14 protein-coding genes are annotated in these 19,722 nt (G+C 67.8%); 5 read left to right on the top strand and 9 right to left on the bottom strand.

The genetic code is table 11. The features are described from left to right. Nucleotides 1-34: 34 nt before the first annotated feature. Nucleotides 35-715 (top strand): TetR/AcrR family transcriptional regulator, encoded by a 681-nt coding sequence (locus ABFX36_RS16385; RefSeq protein WP_062367966.1) that lies wholly within the window; start codon nucleotides 35-37, stop codon nucleotides 713-715. Between the two features lie 9 nt (nucleotides 716-724). Here ABFX36_RS16385 and ABFX36_RS16380 read toward each other — a convergent pair whose 3' ends face one another. Continuing rightward, on the bottom strand, nucleotides 725-1,459 hold the full coding sequence (locus tag ABFX36_RS16380; RefSeq protein ID WP_346077394.1) for a VIT1/CCC1 transporter family protein: 735 nt from the start codon (nucleotides 1,457-1,459) through the stop codon (nucleotides 725-727). A 144-nt stretch (nucleotides 1,460-1,603) separates the two neighbouring features. On the opposite strand from ABFX36_RS16380, the gene ABFX36_RS16375 reads away from it, so the two are divergent. The 4 genes from ABFX36_RS16375 (at nucleotide 1,604) to ABFX36_RS16360 (ending at nucleotide 4,903) form a co-directional block, all read left to right on the top strand. Beyond that, complete coding sequence (locus ABFX36_RS16375) at nucleotides 1,604-2,071, top strand: DUF2231 domain-containing protein (RefSeq protein WP_006897117.1); 468 nt, start codon at nucleotides 1,604-1,606, stop codon at nucleotides 2,069-2,071. Nucleotides 2,072-2,177: 106 nt separating this feature from the next. Continuing rightward, the gene (locus ABFX36_RS16370; RefSeq protein ID WP_006897118.1) at nucleotides 2,178-2,588 is read left to right on the top strand and encodes a helix-turn-helix domain-containing protein; all 411 of its coding nucleotides are present in this window, start codon (nucleotides 2,178-2,180) and stop codon (nucleotides 2,586-2,588) included. Between the two features lie 74 nt (nucleotides 2,589-2,662). Further along, complete coding sequence (locus ABFX36_RS16365) at nucleotides 2,663-3,265, top strand: PIN domain-containing protein (RefSeq protein ID WP_006897119.1); 603 nt, start codon at nucleotides 2,663-2,665, stop codon at nucleotides 3,263-3,265. Between the two features lie 165 nt (nucleotides 3,266-3,430). Beyond that, nucleotides 3,431-4,903, top strand: a complete 1,473-nt coding sequence (locus ABFX36_RS16360; protein ID WP_346077391.1) for an HNH endonuclease signature motif containing protein — start codon at nucleotides 3,431-3,433, stop codon at nucleotides 4,901-4,903. A gap of 41 nt (nucleotides 4,904-4,944) precedes the next feature. On the opposite strand, the gene ABFX36_RS16355 is transcribed toward ABFX36_RS16360, so the two are convergent. From ABFX36_RS16355 to ABFX36_RS16320, 8 genes are all read right to left on the bottom strand, one after another. After that, the gene (locus ABFX36_RS16355; RefSeq protein WP_006897121.1) at nucleotides 4,945-6,495 is read right to left on the bottom strand and encodes an acyl-CoA carboxylase subunit beta; all 1,551 of its coding nucleotides are present in this window, start codon (nucleotides 6,493-6,495) and stop codon (nucleotides 4,945-4,947) included. Nucleotides 6,496-6,512: 17 nt separating this feature from the next. Beyond that, a complete protein-coding gene (pks13, locus tag ABFX36_RS16350) occupies nucleotides 6,513-11,882 on the bottom strand; it encodes a polyketide synthase Pks13 (RefSeq protein WP_062367839.1) in 5,370 nt (1,789 codons plus the stop codon). A 90-nt stretch (nucleotides 11,883-11,972) separates the two neighbouring features. Then, complete coding sequence (gene fadD32, locus ABFX36_RS16345) at nucleotides 11,973-13,871, bottom strand: long-chain-fatty-acid--AMP ligase FadD32 (RefSeq protein WP_006897123.1); 1,899 nt, start codon at nucleotides 13,869-13,871, stop codon at nucleotides 11,973-11,975. A 114-nt stretch (nucleotides 13,872-13,985) separates the two neighbouring features. Then, nucleotides 13,986-14,996, bottom strand: coding sequence for an LLM class F420-dependent oxidoreductase (locus tag ABFX36_RS16340; RefSeq protein WP_006897124.1), 1,011 nt, complete (start codon nucleotides 14,994-14,996; stop codon nucleotides 13,986-13,988). A gap of 143 nt (nucleotides 14,997-15,139) precedes the next feature. Next, entirely contained in the window at nucleotides 15,140-16,123 is a 984-nt protein-coding gene (locus ABFX36_RS16335; protein WP_045539322.1) for a cutinase family protein, read from the bottom strand. After that, nucleotides 16,117-16,665: a DUF732 domain-containing protein gene (locus tag ABFX36_RS16330; RefSeq protein ID WP_039867708.1), complete on the bottom strand. Its 549-nt coding sequence runs from the start codon at nucleotides 16,663-16,665 to the stop codon at nucleotides 16,117-16,119. The genes ABFX36_RS16335 and ABFX36_RS16330 overlap by 7 nt, the downstream gene beginning before the upstream one ends. Before the next feature lie 106 nt (nucleotides 16,666-16,771). After that, a complete protein-coding gene (locus ABFX36_RS16325) occupies nucleotides 16,772-18,232 on the bottom strand; it encodes an alpha/beta hydrolase-fold protein (RefSeq protein WP_346077387.1) in 1,461 nt (486 codons plus the stop codon). Nucleotides 18,233-18,516: 284 nt separating this feature from the next. Then, the gene (locus ABFX36_RS16320; protein ID WP_062367836.1) at nucleotides 18,517-19,515 is read right to left on the bottom strand and encodes an alpha/beta hydrolase; all 999 of its coding nucleotides are present in this window, start codon (nucleotides 19,513-19,515) and stop codon (nucleotides 18,517-18,519) included. Nucleotides 19,516-19,722 lie beyond the last annotated feature (207 nt).

Below are 19,722 nucleotides of genomic sequence, written 5' to 3'. Positions count from 1 at the left end.
CCTCGATTGTCGACCCCTGAGGAATGATGAGGGCATGGCGCAACCTTCAGTTCCCCGAAAGAGCACAGGCAGGCCACCACGGATATCGCTCTCGGAGATCCTGGACGCGGCGCGCCGCATCGTCGACGAAGACGGTGTGGACCGCCTGACGATGCGGCGGCTGGCGTCGGAGTTGGGAAGCGCGCCGATGGCGGTCTACCACCACGTCCGGAACAAGGACGAGTTGCTGGTGATGCTGTTGGACGACTACGCCGCGCAGAACCTGCGGCGATTCGAACCGCCGGAGCGGGCGCGCGATCGCGTCCTGTCCGGGGCCGACGCGATCCACGAGGCCCTCGTCGGCTGCCCGTGGATCGTGGAGGTGCTGACCGCCGACGATCTGCTTTCGACCTCGGCTCTCTGGTTCGTCGAACAGATCGTCGACGGTCTCGTGCAGGCCGGCCTGACGCTCGATCAAGCCGTCCGCGGGTATCGGTCGATCTGGTACTACACGGCGGGTGAGATCGTCGTGAAGACCACCGCGGCGCGCCGGCGGTCGGACGACCGCCGCACCACCTTCCGCGATCAGGTCTTCGCCGACCTCGATCGCAGCGAACTACCGAGACTCGCACAGGCCGCCGACCGCTGGGCGTCACTCACTTCGGCTGACACGTATCGCGAGGGCCTGGCCGCGCTGGTCGACGGGCTGCTTCAGTCGGTGCAGTCCCAGACGTAGGGCCCGACCTCACCCGACGGCGGTCCCGACCAGCGAACCGATGCAGTATGTCACCGCCATCGCAATGCCGCCACCGATCACCATCCGCAGTGTCGGCCGCCACGGCGACGACTTGCCGAGGTACGCACCGAGGACCCCGGTGGCCGCCAGTGCCACAAGCACCGCGACCACCGCCACAGGGATGCGCCACTGTGCGGGCGGTACCAGGATCGCGATCAGCGGAAGCAGTGCTCCCACGGTGAACGACACCGCCGATGAGAACGCGGCCTGCCACGGGTTGGTGAGTTCGTGCGGATCGATTCCGAGTTCGGCCTCAGCGTGGGCGGCGAAGGCGTCCCGGTCGCTCAGCTCGGCGGCGGCCCGCCGCGCCGTCTCCGGTGACATGCCCTTCTTCTCGTAGATGCCCGCCAGTTCCTCGAGTTCTTCTTCGGGCTGGTTCCGCAGCTCCCATTTCTCCTTCGCGAGCATCGCCGCCTCGGTGTCGCGCTGCGTGCTCACCGACACGTACTCCCCCAGCGCCATCGACACCGCGCCCGCCGCGAGGCCCGCGATCCCCGCGGTGAAGATCGGACCGCGGTCGGCGGTCGCCGCGGCCACGCCGACGACGATGCCCGCCGTCGAGACGATGCCGTCGTTGGCGCCCAGGACTCCGGCGCGCAACCAGTTGAGCCGGCTCGCCAGCGCGCCGGTGTGGGGCTCGTCGGCATGCCCGCCGTCGGGCGTCGGCCTCGTCTCCGTCGTCATGAATCCATGGTCGCAGCTGGTCAGCGTCCCGGCAAGCAAGGTTTGGCAGGGCTGAGAAGTGTGAGCCGAGGGTTACCCGTGAACTTCCGTAGAGTCCGGCCGCGCGTCCTGACCGGTTCCCGCCGACACCGTAGATTCACTCGCATGGACACCATCAACGGGCTGCCCGCGCACCCGCTTCTCGTACATTTCGTCGTGGTCGCGGTTCCAGTCACCGCACTGGTGGCGATCGCCATCGCCGTATGGCCCAGGGCCCGGATCGCCCTCGGCGTCTTCCCGTCGATCCTCGCACTCGTCACGTTGATCGCCGTGCCGATCACCACATCCGCTGGTGAGGCATTGGAAAAGAAGGTCGGCTCGACTCCTCAGCTGGAGCAGCACACCCAGCTCGGCGACGAGCTGATCCTCGCGGTCGGTCCGCTGTTCGGGCTGATCGCCCTGCTCCAACTGCTGCGGTATCCATTCGTCACCGAACGGATTCCGCTGTCGGACAAAACTATCGGAGTCGTCGACGCCGTCGTGCGAGTCGCGGTCGTCGCAGCGGCGATCGCCTCGCTGGTGATGGTGGTGCTCGTCGGCGACAGCGGTGCCCGCGCGGTGTGGGGCGGTTAGTCTCGCGGCGGCTCAGCTGCCCGACAGAGTCGGATTGCAGAAAACCAGTTTCACTTATAAGTGCAACTGGTTTAGTGTCGAGACAACGACTGGGAGGTGTGTAGCGATGAGTGCAGTGATCGATCGGGGCGTCGGAAAGACCACAGTGACCGTGACGTCAGACCAAGTGTCGCAAGCCAGTGCAGTCGATCTGGCGGCCCTGCGTGCGGCGGTGCCGGCAGAATTGGCTGGAGTCCTTATTGAGGTGCTCCGGATCGTCGCCGCCGGCGGGACGGTAACCGTGGGATCGATGCCGGATGAGCTGACGACCACCGCCGCGGCAGACCTACTCGGCATGTCACGACCGACATTGATGAAGCTGATTCGAGATGAACAGATAGTTGCGCACAAGGTCGGCACCCACACTCGACTGAACACGTCCGACGTTCTCGCCTACCGAGACCGGCTGCGTGAGCAACAGCGGGCAGCGTTGTGGGAGCTACGCGAGTTCGAGCAGGCGGAGGACCTAGACTACTGACACGGCACCTCCTGTCGGCGACTCTGTCCCGCACGGGATCTATTGTGACTTGAGTGACTTCAGGAGTGCCGAACGTGCTGCCGGATGCGAACGTGCTTTATTCGCGAACACTTCGGGACTGGATTTGTCTCCTCGCCGCGAGATCAGGTCCGCCGCTGTTCCACCTGCGCTGGACCGAGGATGTGCTCGCCGAATTGGTTTACCACCTGCGCAAGAATCACCCGCATTACTCCGATCACCAGGTCGGCGGCGTCCGACAACGGATCATCAAAGTCGCGGTGCACGGTCGGATCGAGGGATACGAGGTCGACTCGGCGTTTGAGTACACCGATGAGTACGACGCGCATCTGCACGCCGCGGCTGAGCACGGCCGCATACAATACGTCGTCACCAACGATCGAGGATTCCACCGGTTCGCCGAGGCGAACGACGAACGTCTCGGATACGAGGTATATACCCCCGACGACTTCCTGATGCTCGTCCATCGGGACGCAATCGCCACCGTCCGCGAGGCTCTACTCGACCAGATCACCTACCATTGCCGTCTCGGCAGACCGTTCAACCTCGCCGATCGCCTCGAGGCCGCTCAAGCCCCGACCTTTGCCGCCGCGATCCGCGCGATGATGCAAGCCCCGGCTGTCGCGGAAGCGCTATCCCGCGCGTCGTCCTCGACCTGACCCGCACTGATTGCCCGCTGGGCAGGCGAGTCTCTCATTCCCTCCTGGTCCCCTCTCGTCAGCCAATGAGTGCGCTCGTTGTCAGAGGGGATCGGTAAGATTCGAACATAGAAACACAGCAGGAGTGTTCTCGGACACTGTGCAGGTCGAAAGGGGGTGGGTTCGATGGTCACGTCAGAAGTGCTGCCGGACGATCCGGCCGCCCTCGCCCGCCTGTTGGAAGCTGCGGCGACCAAGTTCGCGTCCCTGCCGCTGTCCGCGGTCCCCGAAGACGCCCTGTTGGAAACCGTCGAGACCCTCGAGCGCACGCATCGTCGTCTCGACGGTGTCGACGCCGCGGTGCTGGTGGAGGTCTCCGACCGCGGCGCCTACCGCAAAGCCGGATACCTGTCGGTGCATCAGTACCTGGCGCAGGGGTTGCGGCTCGGTGACGGTGCCGCCCGATCCCGACGCGTCAGCGCCGCCGGCATCGGACGATTCACCGACCTGCAAGGCCAGACCCGCGAACCGGTACTGCCGGCGACCGCGGTCGCGGTGGGCGAGGGAGCGATCGGTGCCGACCACGTCCGGGAGATCGACGCCGTCATGGACAAGATCCCCACCGCGATCGACGCGCAGACCCGGGCACGGGCCGAGGTGCAGTTGGCGTGGGTCGCCCGTGAGTTGAGTCCGGCCGGTGTCCGCACCGCCGGCATCCGACTGCTGGCGCACCTGGATCCGGACGGGACCGTCACCGACGAACGCGACCGCAAACGCCTGCGCGGCTTCACGATCCTGCCCCAGGATCTGCGGCTGATGAGCAAAGTCCGCGGCTACCTCACCCCGGCGTTGCGCGCGGAAATGGAGGCGGCACTGCCGTCGTGGGCCGCGCCGGGGATGAACAACCCCGACGACCCGGACTCCCCGTCCGGGACCGTGGAATCGGCCGACCCGGCCGCTCTGGCGGCCGCGGTGGAGCGTGATACTCGCACGCCGGGGCAGCGCACCCACGACGGTCTGCAAGCCCTGCTGCGCACCTCCCGCGGTGCTGGGGGTGGTCGGCGGTCGGGTGATCTGGTCATCACTGTCACCGACCACGAGTTGGCCGAGCGGGCTGGGGTGGCGTTGACCGCGACCGGGACTCGGGTGCCGGTGGCGGAGTTGATCGAGGTCGCCGCCGCCGCGACCCCGCATCTGGCCGTCTTCTCCGCCCACACCGGACAAGCCCTCTACCTCGGACGGGGACGCCGGCTGGCGTCGCGGGCGCAGCGGTTGATGCTCTTCGCCCGCGACCGCGGCTGCACCGCCCCCGGCTGCGCAGCCCCGTTCTCCCGGACGCAGGCCCATCATTTCCCGGACTGGGCCGACGGCGGCCCCACCGACATCGACCACCTCGGCGCCGCATGCGGACGCCACAACCGCTCCGTCGGCCCCCGCCCCGGGCAATGGCAGACCACCATCCTGATCGACGGACCCCACGCCGGCCGCATCGCCTGGCGACCCAGCGGCAACACCAGCCGCGGCGGGACAAGACCACCCGGATGGCGGATCAACCAGATCCACCACGCCGAACTGTTACCGGACCACCAACCCCAGCCGCCGCCCGAACCCAGCGAATCTCGCATCGAGAACTACCTCGACACCCTCCTGGCCGCCTGACCACGAGCAGAGACCGGCCGCGGCCGGAAGGATACCGATCGCTAGATCGGCATCAAGTAGTGCTTGCGCGGGTTCCGCAGCACCTGCTTGTCGCGCAGCTGTGCCAGCGCCTTGCGGAGTTGGAGTCGAGTCTGCGCGGGTTCGATGACCGCGTCGACGTACCCCTTCTCCGCGGCGAGGTACGGGGTCGCCATCATCGCGTTGTAGAAGGCGATGAAGTCCTGCCGGACCTTGTCGGCGTCGTTGGCCGACAGACCCTCGGTCTGCTTGCGGGTCAGCACGGCCGCTGCCGACTCCGCACCCATGACGGCGATCTTGGCCGTCGGCCAAGCGAAGTTGATGTCGGCGCCCAGTTGCTTGGAGCCCATCACCGCATACGCGCCGCCGTAGGCCTTGCGCAAGACCACGGTGATCTTCGGAACGTCGGCCTCCACGTAGGCGTAGAGGAACTTGCCCGACCGCCGGATGGTCCCTTTCTGCTCCTCCACCAGGCCCGGCAGGATGCCGGGGGTGTCGACGAGGAAGATCAGCGGGATGTTGTAGGCATTGCAGATCCGGACGAAGCGCGTCGCCTTCTCCGCCGAGTCGGTGTCGAGGGTTCCCGCCATGACGCTCGGCTGATTGGCGACCACGCCGACGCTCCGACCGTCCACTCGCGCGTAGCCGGTGAGGATGTTCGGGGCGAACAGCTCCCCGACCTCGTGGAAGGCGCCGTCGTCGAACAGGCGGATGATGATGTCCCGCATGTCGTAGCCGGCATTGTCGTTGTCGGGCATGAACGTGTTGAGGCTGAGGTCCGACTCGGTGATCTCCGGCTCCAGACCCGGGTTGATGATCGGCGGCTCCTCGTGTGCGCTCGACGGCATGTACTGCAGGTACTCGCGGACCCACTCGAATGCCGCCGCCTCATCCGGTGCGATGTGGTGGATGTTGCCCCACCGCGCCTGGTTGTGGGCGCTGCCGAGGTCTTCGGCCGAGATCTCCTCACCCGTGGTCTGCTTGATGACGTCGGGCCCGGTGACGAACATGTAGCTCTTGTCCTCGACCGCCACCAGGATGTCGGTGTTGGCAGGCGTGTACACCGCGCCGCCCGCGCATTTGCCGAGGATCACCGAGACCTGCGGCGCCAGACCCGACAGCAGGTCGTTGCGGCGTCCCATCTCGGCGTACCAGGCCAGCGATGTGACGGCGTCCTGAATGCGGGCGCCGGCCGAGTCGTTGATACCGACCATCGGGCAGCCGAGCTTGCCCGCCCATTCCATCAGCGCTGACACCTTGCGGCCGAACATCTCACCGACGGTGCCGCCCATCACGGTCTGGTCGTGACTGAAGGCGGCCACCGGCCGTCCGTGGACCAGCCCGTGACCGGTCACCACGCCGTCGCCGTAACCGGTCTCCCCGGCTCCCGGCATCTTGGCGAGCGCACCGACCTCCACGAAGGTCCCCGGGTCGAACAGCAACTCCAGCCGTGCGCGCGGCGACAGGATGCCCTTCTTGGCGCGCTTGGCGATCGCCTTCTCGCCCCCGGGTTCCTTCGCCAGTTCGAGCTTCTCGCGCAGATCGGCGAGCTTGGCAGCAGTCGTGTCAGTCACTACGTGTGCCCTTTCCGTCACTTCTCGGTACTGATATCTGCCATGCGGCGGGCCAGGTCGGCTGCGACCTTCGCGACGTAGGGCTCATCCACGATGGCCAGGTGGTCGCCGCCGATGTGAATGATCTCCAGATCGTCCACCACCTCGCCCCAGCGCCCGTCCTCATCGATCTCGGCCCACTGCGGCTCGAGTTCGATGGCTCCGTCGTGCATCTTGTCCGCGCGGTAGAGCACCACCTTGCCGTCGTACGGAGTGGGATCGATCTCGGTGAGCGCACGGTTGTCGAGGAACGACGTCCGCTGATGCTCGATGATCCCGCCCGGAATCTTGGTCCCCGACATCGACATCATCTCGGTGATGATCGCGAACTGCTCGTTGTCGTCGGCGGCGACGAGCCGGTCCATCGGGATCGGCACGTCCTCGTCGAGCCCGTAGGTCTTGATCGCGAACGCCTTCCAACGCTCCAGCCGCGCTCGCTTGTTCTCCGGGGTGTCGGGCACGTCCCGGGTCGGGCGCACCACGTCGATCAGTCCGACGAAGGCGATCTCCTCGCCCTCCTCGCGGAGCAGCTGTGCGGCGCCGTAGGCCAGCGCCCCGCCCAGAGACCAGCCCACCAGCACATACGGACCGTGCGGCTGCACCTCGCGCAGGCGCGGCATGTACTGCCGTACCCGCTCTTCGATGGTGCCCTCGACTCGGTCGAAGCCGATCACCGGCTGGTCGTCCGGCAGCCGCTTGAGCAGTGCCTCGTAGGCCGAGGTGTTGCCGCCCGCGGGGTGGAACACCAGCATCGGCGTCGGGTCGCCCGCGGCGGTGTCGAACGTGTGCTTCGGCGTGCCGTCGGAATTCTTCGGGACACGCAGGAACCGCACGAAGCCGTCGATGTCGGCAGACGCCTCCATGTGCTGACGGACGTAGTTCGAGAGCTCCTCGATCGTCTCCGAATCGAGGACGTCCTCGACGTCGATCTCGCCTCCGGTGCGCTCGTTCAGCCGCTCGGTGAGCTTCTCCGCGGTCTCGTCGTCGAGCACCGGCAGCTTGTTGAAGACGCCACCGGCCGACTTGCCGGTCACCACCGCGTACGCACCGTAGGTCAGGCGTTCGGCAGCATCGCGCGGCGGCACATCGGTGCCCGAGGCCTCCGCCACCGACGCCTGGTCGGTGATGGTGGGAGCCTGTGCGGGCGGGGTGTCGGTGGCGGTCTCGGCCATCTTGGGCGCTTCGGCCACCTGGCTCCGACTCGACTCCTCGCTCGCGCTCGTCGTCGGCTCAACGGGCTCGACCTGCTCTGCAGGCTCCGGCGCATCGGGCGCCTGTCCCTTCAAAGCATCCTTGGCCAGTTCCGCATCGATGTAGGCGTTCAGCGCGGCGGTGTCGAGTTCTCCGCCGCCGGTGGCCTTCTCCAGGTCGTCGAGCTGATCGCGGTGGGTGACCGCGAAGGCGACGAACTTCTCGACGTCCGACAGATCAGCCTGTCGCATCGCCTGCAGCTGCAGCTGCGGGATCTCGAACTCGTACTCGACGCGGTTCTTGATGCGAACCGCCATCAGGGAGTCGAGGCCCAGTTCGATGAGGGGGATCTCCCGCGGCAGGTCCTCGGGGTCGTAGCCCATCGACTCGCCGACGATGACCGCGAGGCGGTCGCCCACGCTCTCTCCCGAGTCCGGGCTCCACCGGTCGCCGATCACGTCGACGACCTCGTCCTCGACGACCACCTTCTCGTCGACGAAGCCGGAGGCCTTCGCGGCCTCGGCAGGCGTCTGCGCGTCCGCGCCGGTCGCGGACGGCACCGGCTCGCGCACCGTGCCGCCGGTCACCGCGGCCTGGTAGAGCAGCGCGAATCCGCCCTGCGGACCGGCGTGCACACTGATCGCCGCGCCACCCGGGTGGCCGGTGAGCGTGGTCGTGACCGTGCCGTCGGTCGGGAAATCACCGAGAGACTCGACTGCCGCCACCGCGGCGCCGGAACCGAGCACCTGCTTCGCCGCGGCGAGCACCAGCTCCCGCGGATCGGTGACCGCCGCGGCGTTGACCTCCCAGGCGTGCCTGCCGTCGGGCAGCGCGACGTGCGCGCCCGGCACCGAACCGGCACCCGAGCCACCGGAGATCACTGCATCGATCCAATACGGCTTGCGCTCGAACCGCGTTCGCGGAATGTTCGCGAACCGCTGATCCGGTCCGGTGCCGAACAGAGCCGCCACATCCACCGGATGCCCGTGGACGTACAGCTTCATCAGCGCGTTGACGAGCCCGTAGCTCTCGTCCTCCTTGCGGCGCAGCGTCTCGATCAGCTCCGCGTCGTGCACCCCGGCGCCGAACGTGGTGGCGGCCACCGAGATCAGGACGGCGGGATTCGGCGAGAGTTCGACGAACGTGCGGTGCCCGGCCTCCACCGACTTCGCGATCGCCTGGGCGAACCACACACTGTGGCGCAGGCCCTTGAGGTAGTAGTCGATCGTGAACACGTCGGGGGTGCCCGGACGGTAGAAGGTCTCGCGGTCCACCGAGCTGTAGACGCCGTACTTCAACGGCTGCGGCTCGATGCCGGTGATCTCGTAGGAGAGTTCACCGAGCAGCGGGTCCATCTGCGAGGTGTGGCTCGCGCCCTTGGTCTGCAGCTTGCGGCCCAGCTTGCCCTCGGCCTCGGCACGCGCCACGATCGCGTCCACCTGCGGTCCCGGACCGCCGATCACCGTGTGCGTGGGAGCCGCGTAGACGCAGATCTCGAGGTCCGGGTAGTCCACGAGGACGTCGTTGATTTCTTCCGCGCTGTACTCGACCAACGCCATGAAGCGCACCGCGTCGCCGGTCAACATCGCCTCGCCCTCGCCCATCAAGCGCGAACGCTGGCAGATCACCCGCGTGGCGTCCTCCAGCGACAGTCCGCCGCTGATGTAGGCAGCCGACGCCTCGCCCATCGAGTGCGGAACAAGGACGCCGGGCTCGGCGCCGTAGTGGCGCATCGTGTCGGCCAGCGCCACCTGGATCGTGTAGATGCCGATCTGCGCGGTCTCGATCTCGTACGTCCGCGCATCGTCGAGGAAGATCTCGACCATCGAATACCCCAGCTCCCGCTGGATGTAGGCGTCGACGCGGTCGGCGTACTTCGCGAACACCGGGTTCTCGGTGTACAGCTGCTTGGCCATCTTGCGATGCTGCGAGCCGAAACCGGAAAGCAACCACACCGCGGACGCGGCGTCGGGAGAGTCGCAGGTGTAGACGAAGGGCAGCGACTTACCTTCGGCGACCGCGCGCATGCCCTTGACCGCGTCCTCGTACGTACGAGCCATCACCACCGAGCGCGTGCGGCCGTGGTTGCGGTGAGCCAGGGCACGGCCGATCTCCGCCAGCGGCGTCTGCCTGCCCTCGTCCGACTCCAGCCACTCGACCAGCTCCGCGGCGGCCTTGCGCCGGCGTGAGGCCAGAAAACCGGAGATCACCAGGGGCACTACAGCGCCGGGGACGGCGGCCGGCGCGAAGCCCTCCGCCGGATCGGCCTCGGGTGCCTCCGCGGCCACCGGCTCACGCTTGGCCTGAGCCGCGAGCACCGCCCGCTCGGCCTCGGTGAGGAAGTCGTCGTCGTCGAGATCGTCGGGCACCGGGACCCCGGCGGCGGCGTCGGCGTCGGCGGGCGAGGCCGCGCGGTCTTCGAAGTCGGACGGCAGCACCTCGCGGACCACGACGTGCGCGTTGGTTCCGCCGAAACCGAATCCGGAGACACCGGAGACGGCGTGCCCGGAGTACCGCGGCCACTCGGTCGGTTCGGTGATCACCCGGAGGTTGGTGGCCTCGAACTGGATGTACGGGTTGGGTCCCGCGTAGTTCAGCGAAGCGGGGAGTCTGTCGTTCTGAAGCGAGAGCACCACCTTGGCGAGCGCACCGGCGCCCGCCGCCGACTCCATGTGACCGAAGTTGGTCTTGGCCGAGCCGAGCAGCATCGGCGCGTCGCCGCTGCGGCCGCGACCGACCACGCGGCCGAGCGCATCGGCCTCGATCGGGTCGCCGAGCACGGTTCCGGTGCCGTGCGCCTCGACGTAGTCGACGGTGCGCGGGTCGATGGCGGCGTCGGCGTACGCCGAGCGCAGCACCTCCACCTGGGCTTCGGGATTCGGCGCGAAGATGCCGTTCGAGCGTCCGTCGGAGTTGACCGCGGAACCGGCGATCACCGCGAGAACGGTGTCGCCGTCGCGGCGGGCGTCGGCCATCCGCTTGAGGACGAAGACGCCGCCGCCCTCGGCGCGGATCATGCCGTTGGCGTCCGAGGAGAAGGCCTTGATCCGACCGTCCGGCGCCTGTGCGCCGATCTGGTCGAAGCCGAGCGTCGCGGCCGGGGTGATGAGCATGTTGACGCCGCCGGCGATGACGACATCCGAATCACCGTTCCGCAGGCTGCGCACGCCCTCGTGAACGGCGACCAGCGACGACGAGCACGCCGTGTCGATGGCGAGCGACGGGCCGTGGAAGTCGAAGAAGTACGACACTCGGTTCGCGATGATCGACGTCGCCGTACCGGTCAGCGCGTACGCGGCCGTCTCCGATGCGCCTTCGCCGAGCCCGAGGGTCGCCAGCAACTGGTAGTCGTTGGTCGAGGTGCCCATGAAGACGCCCACCTGGCCACCGCGCAGGTCACTCGGCGGGATGTGCGCGTGCTCCAGCGCCTCCCACGTCAGCTCCAGTGCGAGCCGCTGCTGCGGGTCGACGTTCTCCACCTCGCGCGGGCTCATCTGGAAGAAGTCGGCGTCGAAGCCCGTCACGTCGTCCAGGTAGCCGCCGCGGACGTTGCCCTTCTCGATGGCCTCGGCCAGTCGCGGGTCGGCCTTGAACTCGAGCCACCGGTCGTCCGGCAGATCGGTGATGCCGTCGACGCCGCTGATCAGCGCCTCCCAGGTCGACTCCGGGGTGGTGCCCGCCTTGGGGAACCGGGTGGCCAGGCCGACGATGGCGATATCGTCGTCGGCCGATCGCTCACGCTCCCAGAACCGGTCGGCCTCGACGTCGAGTCCCTCGTCGGGATCGCCTTCGATGATCCGCTTGGCCAGCGACGCGATCGTCGGGTGGTTGTACGCGGCGGTCGCGGTGAGGATGACCCCGGTGAAGTCCTCGACGTCGGCCGCGAGCGCGACGGCGTCCCGCGAGGCCAGTCCGAACTCCTCCATCGGGCGGTCGTCGGAGATCTGCTCGACGGCCACACCCGTGGCCCGCGACACCCAGTTGCGGAGCCAGTCGCGCAGTTCGTCGACGGTCAGGTCGCCGACGGTCTCGCCGTTCGAGACGGCGCGGCCGGCCGGGGACTCAGTGCTCTCGGAGGGCCCGGTGCGCTCGGTGGGCCCAGTGGTGTCGGAGGGCGCAGTGCTGTCAGACGGCGCGGTGTTCTCAGTTTCAGACATCGTATTCAGCCTACCGGTGGCGTTAATCATTTCGTTACTCAGCAAAAGGCCCGGTATGTCACGGCGTGACATACCGGGCCGGTCGCCGTCTCATGCGTCGGCGTCGGGGAACGCGGTCTGCTGGTACCCGCCGCGCAGGGTTCCGTCGATGTACGCGGCCTTGGTGGCGCGGCGTGCGATCTTGCCGCTGGACGTGCGCGGAATGGAACCGTTCGGGACCAGCAGCACGTCGCGGGCCATCACGCCGTGCCTGCCGGCGATGGTCGCGCGTACGGCGTCGGCCACTTCCTGCGGGTCGGCTTTGCGTCCGGGACGCTCGGCGACGATCACCAACTGCTCGGACGAGTCGTCGGGATCGCGGGTGAGTCCGCTGAAACCGCCCTCGAAGACCTCGTCGGGCAACTGGTTGGCCGGCACCGCGAATGCGGCGACGAAGCCCGGACGGATCGCGACGCTCGCCTCCTGGGCGCTCGCCTCGAGATCCTGCGGGTAGTGGTTGCGGCCGTCGACGATCACCAGGTCCTTGACCCGCCCGGTGATGTACAGGTCGCCCTCGTACCAGACGCCGAAGTCGCCGGTCCGCATCCAGCGGTCGTTGTCGGGTGCGCCCTCGGCATGGCTGCCGCTCTCGAGCCGCTTGGCCAGCCGGTTGTGGAAGGTCTCGACGGTCTCCTCGTCCTTGTTCCAGTAGCCCTCGCCGATGTTCAGTCCGTTCAGCCAGATCTCACCGACCCGCCCGTCGGCCTGCTCCTCGCCCGTCTCCGGGTCGACGATGGCGGCCCACTGGCTCAGCGCCACCTGACCGCACGAGACCTGCGCCACGGCGCCCTCGGCCTCCGGGTCGACCGGCACGAATTCGCCCTGATTGAGCTTCTCGCGGTCGACGTACCGGACGAGCGCCTCGTTGTCGCGCTGGGTGGCGGAGACGAACAGCGTGGCCTCGGCCATGCCGTAGCAGGGTTTGATCGCCTTGGGCGAGAGCCCGTACGGCGCGAAGGCCTCGTTGAACTTGCGCATCGAACTGACGGTGACCGGTTCGGAACCGTTGATCAGGCCGATCACGTTCGACAGGTCGAGCGTCTCGCCCTCGTGGGGCAGACCGCGCAGCGCCGCGTGCTCGTAGGCGAAGTTGGGGGCCGCGGCGTAGGTCGGGGCGTGGTCGTCGACCGCCGCCAGCTCGCGGATCCAGCGGCCCGGGCGGCGCACGAAAGCCATCGGGCTCATGATCGTGACGTAGCGGCCGCCCAGCGCGGGCAGGATCACGGTGAGCAGACCCATGTCGTGGAACAGCGGCAACCAGGTGACGCCGCGGGCGTTGCGGTCGATCTCGATGGTGTCGTAGATCTGCAGACAGTTCGCTGCCACCGCCCGGTAGGTGATCTCCACGCCGGCGGGCACGCGGGTCGAGCCGGAGGTGTACTGCAGGTAAGCGACCGAGTCGAGGCTGTTCCGGTCGGCCACCGGCGGCACCCAGGAGGCGCCCACCGAGTCGGGAACCGCGTCCACCGCGATCACGCGGGGGCGCTCCTTGGCCGGACGGTCGGCGAAGAAGTCGCGCACCGCCTCGGCCGATTTCGTCGAGGTGAGGATCGCCGAGGGCTTGCAGTCCTCGAGGACACCGATCAGCCGGTCGGTGTGGCCGGGCTCGTCGGGACTGAACAACGGCACGGCGATATTGCTCGCGTACAGCGAGGCGAAGAAGCCGATCACGTACTCCAGCGACTGCGGCGCGAGGATCGCGACCCGGTCACCCGGCTGCGTCACCTGCTGCAGCCGCGCGGCGACGGCGCGCAGACGCTTGCCGAACTGCGCCCAGGTGAGGTCGATGCGCTCACCGTCCCGCTCCCGGCTGAAATCGAGGAAGCGGTAGGCCAGGGTGTCGGCCTGTTCCCGAACGTTGCGCTCGACATAGTCGACCAGCGTCACGTCGTCCTCGAAATGGAGGTTGCCGGTCTCGTCGAGGAACTGCTCGAACTCGGTATTCAGCATCCGTTAACTCCTGTTACCCGCACTCTTGCACGGCCTTGGGTCAATTGATCCGCACGCGTCCCCCCGTGGCACCACGGTGCCCAGCCCCCCGAACGTACGAAAACCTCGGTCAGTTTACTCTCCCCGCAGAAGCGGGATGACAGGCGCGAACGCGTCCATCTGCGTCGGGAATACTCCCACGTAGCTCATCGTGGTCCGGCGGCGGACTTCACGGATCTGCTCGGCGATCTCCTCGAAGGAGCCGAAGGCCAGGTACGGCGACGAGAGGATGTCGTCGACGGTCAGCTCCACATCGCGCGCGATGTTCGGCGGATACCCCTGCTCCAGAGCCTTGAGCGCCATCTCCGCGGTGGCCACGCGATCGTCGGTGACGACGATGGTGGCGATGGTCCAGTTCAGTTCGATCTGATCGAACCGGTCGCCGGCGGCCTCGCGGATCCGGTCGACGCGCTCGATGGTCTTCTCGATCGTCATGTCCGACAGCCGGAGCTTGCCCTCGCGGGTGGTGCCGGTCGCCACCGAGATGATGTCGGCGTGCTTGGCGGCGAGCGCGAGCATCTTGGGACCTCCGCCGCCGACCGCGATCGGCGGTCGCGGCCCCTGGCGCGGTCGAGGCGACCCCTCGAGGCCCTTGATCTGGTAGAACTCGCCGTCGAAGTCGACGGTCTCGCCTCGCATCAGCTTGTCCAGGATCGTCAACGACTCGTCGAGCCTGCGGATCCGCTCGCCGGGCGTGCCGAATTCGATGCCCGCCTTGTCGAACTCCTCTTTCATCCAGCCCGAGCCGATGCCCAGCTCCAGCCGGCCCTTCGACAGGACGTCGATGGTGGTGGCCTCCTTGGCCAGCACGGCCGGATGCCGGAAACCGTTGGCCAGCACGGACGTCGCGAGACGGATGGTGCTGGTGGCCTGCGAGAGCGCACCGAGGGCCGCGAGCGGCCCCACCTGGTTGCCCATGTGATCCGGTATCGCGAAGGTGTCGTACCCGTACTCTTCAGCGGTCTGGGCGAGCTTGACGAATTTCCGGGCGCCGCCCTCGTCCTTGTTGCCCTCGCCGCCCGCGCCGAAGCGGAACTTCCGAAGTCCGTCGGCGGTGTGCGTCGACGAGTCTTTGGCAGTCGTCACGAAGCGTTCTCCTCATAGGTCTGCGGCCCGCTGCGCGGGCCCCAACCCGAGAAGGCTATCGCAGGCAGTCGCATCGCCCAAGCTGACCGGCACTGATACCGCCCCTGTCGGGCGGCGCGGGTCTCGGGGAGCCGGTCTCCGGTTCAGGTGTGCTCGGGATGCGGCGCACCGGAGATCAGCTTCGAGGCCCACGCGGTCATCCACTGCGTGGCGCTCTGTCCGCTGTTCGACTTCCAGTACCGGGTGGTCGCGTACAGGGCGTGCACCGGGTTGCCCGCCGCGTTCGCCAGCTTGCCGATCGCACTCAGCGGATCGTTGACGGTCGGCGAATCGCAGATGAGGTCGCCGGGCGCGCAGATCGAGTAGACGCGATCGGAGAGGTCGCCGAAACCGCCGCTGCGAGCGCCGGACAGCGTGGTTCCGGGAACCATGCTGCCGAAACCGCCGAGTGCGATCTCGGCGCCGACACCGGCCGGGCTCGGCGCCACGTCGTGCTGACCGCCCGGCTGACGACGGCCGTCGGCGATCATCCCCACGCCCAGGACCAGGTCCTGGTCGGCCGCCGGGATAGGACCGCGGCCGTTGGCGATATCGCTCGCGACATCGCCGGTGATGACCGCGCCCTGGGAGAAGCCCATCAGCACGTACCGCGTCAGCGGGCAGTGCGCATGCGTCTTGCGGAGCTTCTCCTCTGCACGCCGGGTGCCCTGAGCACGCGAATCGTCGTAGCTCGCCTGACGGTCCGCCAGGTTGGTCGGATTTCGGAACTGCGCCTTGTACGGCACGGTGTACACCTCGGTCCGCGACCGATCGAACTTCTCCTCCAGCGGCGAGGAGACCTTCAGCATCAGCGACTTCGGGTTCGCGGTGGGATGGTACGGATCGTCGCCCGCCTTCGACTCCCATGTTCCCGGGATCACCAGGGTCAACACGTCGGGACAGTCGGCCGGTTGCGCCTGCGGACGGTTCGACGGCGCCGTGGTGGTGGTGCCCGGCTGCCCGGGCCCCGGCGGAGGAGGCGGCGGCTTGAGCCACTGATAGATCAGGAATCCGATCAGCAGCGCAGCGACGATCGCGAGGACGAGCACGATCAGCAGCAGCCGCCCGATTCGGCGGCGCTTCAGCACAGGTTCTTCTCTGCCGCGGTGATCACCTTGTCGGACTTCGTGTTCGCCTCGGCGTCACTCTTGGTCATCGGGCCGATCGCGGCACGCACGTACGCCTTCACCAGCATGGGATCTGCCTTCTGCGACTTCGCGTCGCACACGTAGTGACCCATGGTCAGCGCCACGTTGTTGTCGTCGTCGCCCATGAACGAGACGTTCTGCTTCTTCAGATCCGTCAGATACGCCTTGTCCTTGTCGCTCAGCTTGATGCCGCTCGGCGGCGGCGATCCGCCCGGGAAGTTGCCCGGCGGCGTGGTGGACGAGTTCGGCTTGGTCTCGGGCGGCGACACGGCGGCCTTCGACGCCCCGCTCTCGGCCTGCTTGGACGCCTCAGCCGATGCGGACGCCTTGCTCGAATCCGATCCGGGCATCGTGGTGGTGGTGACTGGCGCGGTGCCGATGGGGGCGCTCGCGGTCGACGAATCGCTGCACGCGGTGAGCGCGCCGACCGCGACGGCGAGCGCTCCCGCCGCGACGGCGAGCCGGAGGTACTTGGCAGTCATGACGGCCAGCCTACCGCCGTCGAGCGGCCCGACCCGCCGCGCAAAGGGGTTCACCTGCGAAGACATGGCAATTCCTCAGACGAAACTCAGGCAGTGGTGGTGCGGGTCACTCGACCCGGGCACCGCCCTGCGGAGTCCAGGTGATCTTGCCGCGTTCGAAGGTGTTGAACTTGACGCCGTCGCGGCCGGTCTGCTCGTCGCTGGTCGGCAGTCCCAACCGGTCCGCGGCGGGCACGTACGCGCCGCCGATCGCGCCGCCGACCACCTTCGGCCCCTTGGGTCCGGTGAAGATGCGTCCGTTGCGGAAGTCCTGGGCACTGCCACCGGGCACCGGGTACTGCGGGGTGAGGCAGCCGCCGAGATCCTTGACCTGCGGCGCCTTCTTGAAGGCGTCGCCCACCTGGCACGCCACCTTGTCGCCGCTGAGTCCCAGCGCGCTCGCGGCCTGCGGCCACGCCTGTGCCATTTCGAACTCCCAGTAGGGCCAGGTGTGCGTACCCGACGGCCGGTAGACGGCCTGCCCCGGGATGCCCAGCTTGTTGAGGCGGGAGGCGAACTGCTGGCTGGTGACCCGAGAGAGGACCTCCAGGCCCACGCCGGAGTAGTTGGTCGCCAACAGCGGGATGTCGGAGGGCTTGTCGTGGGGGCCCACCACGCCGTTGCCCGACGAGATGTACAGGCTGGTGCCCCGCAGCTTGGATGCGAGCACGTACGGGTCGTGCTCCTTCCAAGCCGGGTCGCTCGGCGGTCCGAACATCTTCATCGAGTCGTAGCCGCCGCCGTCGCGCAGGGCGAACTGGACGGCCTGCGGCATCCCGTACGACGACAGCTGGAGAATGCCCGAGAAGGACGCCGCGAACCGGTAGAAGCCGGGGTTGCGGGCAGCGAGCATCATCGCCGCCGACCCGCCCATCGACAGACCTTCGATGCCGCGCACGTCGGTGGATCGCCACTGTCCCTCGAGGATCGGCGGCAGCTCGTGGATCAGGAAGCTCTCCCACTGGTAGTTCTTACCGCGGTCGGGTTCCTTCCAGTCGGTGTAGAAGCTCGACTCACCGCCGACCGGCATGATCACGTTGACGTTCTTGTCCTGATAGAACTGCTCGGCGTTGGTGTTGATGAGCCAACCGCTCTGGTCGTCCTGCGCCCGCAGTCCGTCCAGCATGGTCAGCTGGGGGAACTTGGCGCCCGGGTTCGAGAACCAGTCGCGGGCCAGGAGGATCTGAACCTGGATGTCGGTGTTCATCGCGGGCGAGTGCACCCACAGCGCCACGCGGTGCGAGCTGTACCAGTACGTCTTGGTGACCACGGCCGGCGGTGCCGGCTTGGCCGGAGCGGGCTTGGCTCCCGGCTTGTCGCCGGGCTTGGCGTCCGGCTTGGCGGGGGCGGGCTTGGCGGCGCCCGGCTTGGGCGCGGGCTTGGGAGCCGGCTTGGCGGGCGCCTGCTGCGGCGGCTGGGGCGCCGGATCGGCGAACGCGGGCCCCGCACCGGCGGCGACCATCGATACGGCCACGGCGAGACTCGCCGCGCCTCGTCTCGCGGTCGTCGTCTTGGTCCAGATCTTCACTGCGTACTCCTCACAAGTCCCCGGCCGTGCCTTCTCGCGCCCACGCGACACCGGGCGTCTCCCGTGTTTTTACACGGGAAATCCTCAGTTCGGTGCGCGCCACGCTGTGACTCGTGTGAATTATGTGACTGAAGTGTCTAAGACGTCCCGGAATGACGCGACCGAACCAGCCCCGCCCGGCCCCCCGCCCGGCCACAGTCGGCCCGACAACGGACTGAGCCGCGACATCGCGGATGCGATGTCGCGGCTCAGGCGAGATGTGCTCTAGCGCGCGGCCAGCGGGATCAGTTGAAGAATCCCCGGGCCTTGGCGTTCCACAGCATGTCGCTCCAGTAGCCCCAGGCGTGGGTGCCGTTGGCGGAGTACGACATCACCGGGACTCCCTGGACGAAGGCCGCAGCCTCGAAGGCCTTGGCCTGCGCGAACGCCAGGAGCTCGAGCGGCGTGCCCTTGAACAGGTCGTCGAAGGTGTTCTGCGGGTAGTTGTAGCGGCCGAACAGACCGTTACCCGAGCCGACGAAGATCTTGAGGCCGTGCATGCGGTTGATGAGCATGAACGGATCGTTCTGCGTCCAACGCGGGCTCCACGGCGGACCCCACATCGCGTCGATGTTCCACGGCTGCGGCTCCACGTCCAGCATGGCCAGACGGAGCGCGGTGCGCATGCCCGGCGCCGACAGCGTCAGGTAGCCCGACAGCGAGCCGGCCGCGTAGTAGAGGTCACGACGCTGCGCGGCGTGCGTCAGCGCGGCACCGCCGCCCATCGACAGACCCATGATGGCGTACTTGCCGCCCTTGCTCGCGAAGCCCTTGCTGCGCAGAGCCGGGACGAGGCGCTTGTCGAGCACGCAGCCCCACTTGTACGCCTTGCGCTGGCCGTTGAAGTTCGACGGCGCATCCCAGTCGGTGTAGAAGCTGGCGGGACCGCCCACCGGCATGACGACGTTGACGCCGCGATCGGCCATCGCGCGGGCGTTGGTCTCGATGTCCCAGCCGCTGCGGTCGTAGCGCGCACGCATTCCGTCCAGCAGGATCACCGTGCGGGTGTTGCCGGGCTTGCGCCAGGCCTGCACCTTCACCTGACCGGGGGCCATCGACTTGTTGCCGAAGGCGCCGTTGGTCGGCATGCCACAGGCGTCGATCCAGAACCCCGCGTACGACGCGGCGCTCGCCTGACCCGCTCCGATGGCGGTACCCATCAGCCCCATGGCAGTGAGCACTGCGACGAGGACCGCGGTGAACCGGCGATGGCCGGCCTGCGGTTTGCTCTTAGCTACGCGCATTGACTGCATTCTCCCTAACTCTGCTTTGCACTCACCGGCGGTCCTGAGACCACCTGTGAACCTCTTCGGCACGCGTGGGCACCGTCGTTGACGTCACAAAAGTCACATCTGCAACTGGATAGAGCGAGCCTATTCGACTCTCCCACCCTCACCAAACCCTGTGATCGCAATCACATCGCCTGGTCAGTCGACTTGTGCACAGCCGCT

Source organism: Gordonia cholesterolivorans, from assembly GCF_039531975.1.
GTDB classification, from domain to species: domain Bacteria; phylum Actinomycetota; class Actinomycetes; order Mycobacteriales; family Mycobacteriaceae; genus Gordonia; species Gordonia sihwensis.
The sequence above is the reverse complement of the archived record's forward strand: the minus strand, read 5'-3'. Positions and strand labels throughout refer to the sequence as shown.

Bases quoted from the DNA above. Each gene is read 5' to 3' on its own strand.
- fadD32 (WP_006897123.1), bottom strand. From the start codon at position 13,871: ATGCTGAATACCGAGTTCGAGCAGTTCCTCGACGAGACCGGCAACCTC.
- ABFX36_RS16330 (WP_039867708.1), bottom strand. From the start codon at position 16,665: ATGACTGCCAAGTACCTCCGGCTCGCCGTCGCGGCGGGAGCGCTCGCC.
- ABFX36_RS16370 (WP_006897118.1), top strand. From the start codon at position 2,178: ATGAGTGCAGTGATCGATCGGGGCGTCGGAAAGACCACAGTGACCGTG.
- ABFX36_RS16385 (WP_062367966.1), top strand. From the start codon at position 35: ATGGCGCAACCTTCAGTTCCCCGAAAGAGCACAGGCAGGCCACCACGG.
- ABFX36_RS16380 (WP_346077394.1), bottom strand. From the start codon at position 1,459: ATGACGACGGAGACGAGGCCGACGCCCGACGGCGGGCATGCCGACGAG.
- ABFX36_RS16375 (WP_006897117.1), top strand. From the start codon at position 1,604: ATGGACACCATCAACGGGCTGCCCGCGCACCCGCTTCTCGTACATTTC.
- ABFX36_RS16360 (WP_346077391.1), top strand. From the start codon at position 3,431: ATGGTCACGTCAGAAGTGCTGCCGGACGATCCGGCCGCCCTCGCCCGC.
- pks13 (WP_062367839.1), bottom strand. From the start codon at position 11,882: ATGTCTGAAACTGAGAACACCGCGCCGTCTGACAGCACTGCGCCCTCC.
- ABFX36_RS16320 (WP_062367836.1), bottom strand. From the start codon at position 19,515: ATGCGCGTAGCTAAGAGCAAACCGCAGGCCGGCCATCGCCGGTTCACC.